The sequence below is a fragment of the Ruminococcus sp. CAG:330 genome (assembly GCF_000437175.1).
Lineage (GTDB): Bacteria > Bacillota > Clostridia > Oscillospirales > Ruminococcaceae > Ruminococcus_C.
Genome location: NZ_FR898029.1, coordinates 1 through 888, shown reverse-complemented (window position 1 = coordinate 888; position 888 = coordinate 1). Strand labels below are relative to the sequence as shown.

Sequence of the window (888 nt, the reverse complement as noted above, 5' to 3'; positions counted from 1 at the left end):
TGAAACACTGGTTCGGCATTTACTTGCAAAAGTAACAGTTTCCTTCGATCGACTGGATTTTACATTTCAATCAGGTGTCGCGGTTTCCATTGAAAAGTGAATCACTTCAAAAATCCTCCTTTGCAAAATATAAAAGCAGGGGAGGATTTTTAGATTTTATAACGGCATTGTTGTCTTGATTTCTCCTTAAATTTGTGGTATACTAAGAAAAAACGGAGGTGCTGCATCATGGGAATCTATCTGAACCCAGGAAATGATTTGTTTTACTCTACAGTTACTTATTCTGAAATTTATGTGGATAAGACCATGTTGATTTCTTTCACCAATAAATGTTTGTTTGGAGAAAACAAGGAGATCTGCGTCAGCCGTCCCAGAAGATTCGGGAAGTCGATGGCAGAGAATATGCTGACGGCTTATTACAGCAAGGGCTGCGATTCGAGAGAATTGTTTTCCAAGTTTCAGATTGCACAGACACCGGATTTTGAAAAGCACTTGAACCGGTATAATGTGATTCACATCGATATGCAGAAATTCCTTGGCAGAACCAAAAATGTCCATGAAATGCTGGACTTCTTGCAGAAACGTGTGCTAAAAGAGATGAAACAGACATTCTCCGGGATAGAGCCGGAAGAAACCAGTTTGATTATTGCGTTGGAAGATCTGTACGGTCAATGTGAAGAAAAGTTTATCTTCATCATTGACGAATGGGATTCCATTTTCCGGGTGCATCGGGATAATGCGACTGCTCAAAAGGAATATCTGGATTTTCTGCGGGATCTTCTGAAAGGACAACCCTATGTGGCACTTGCCTATATGACTGGGATTCTTCCAATCAAGAAATATGGTCAACATTCTGCACTGAATATGTTTGATGAATACTCTATGACC

Annotated in this window: 1 protein-coding gene; it reads left to right on the top strand. The window is 39.9% G+C overall.

The features are described from left to right. Window positions 1-228 precede the first annotated feature (228 nt). A partial coding sequence (locus QZL66_RS03665; RefSeq protein WP_293601825.1) for an AAA family ATPase occupies window positions 229-888 on the top strand: 660 nt, incomplete at its 3' end.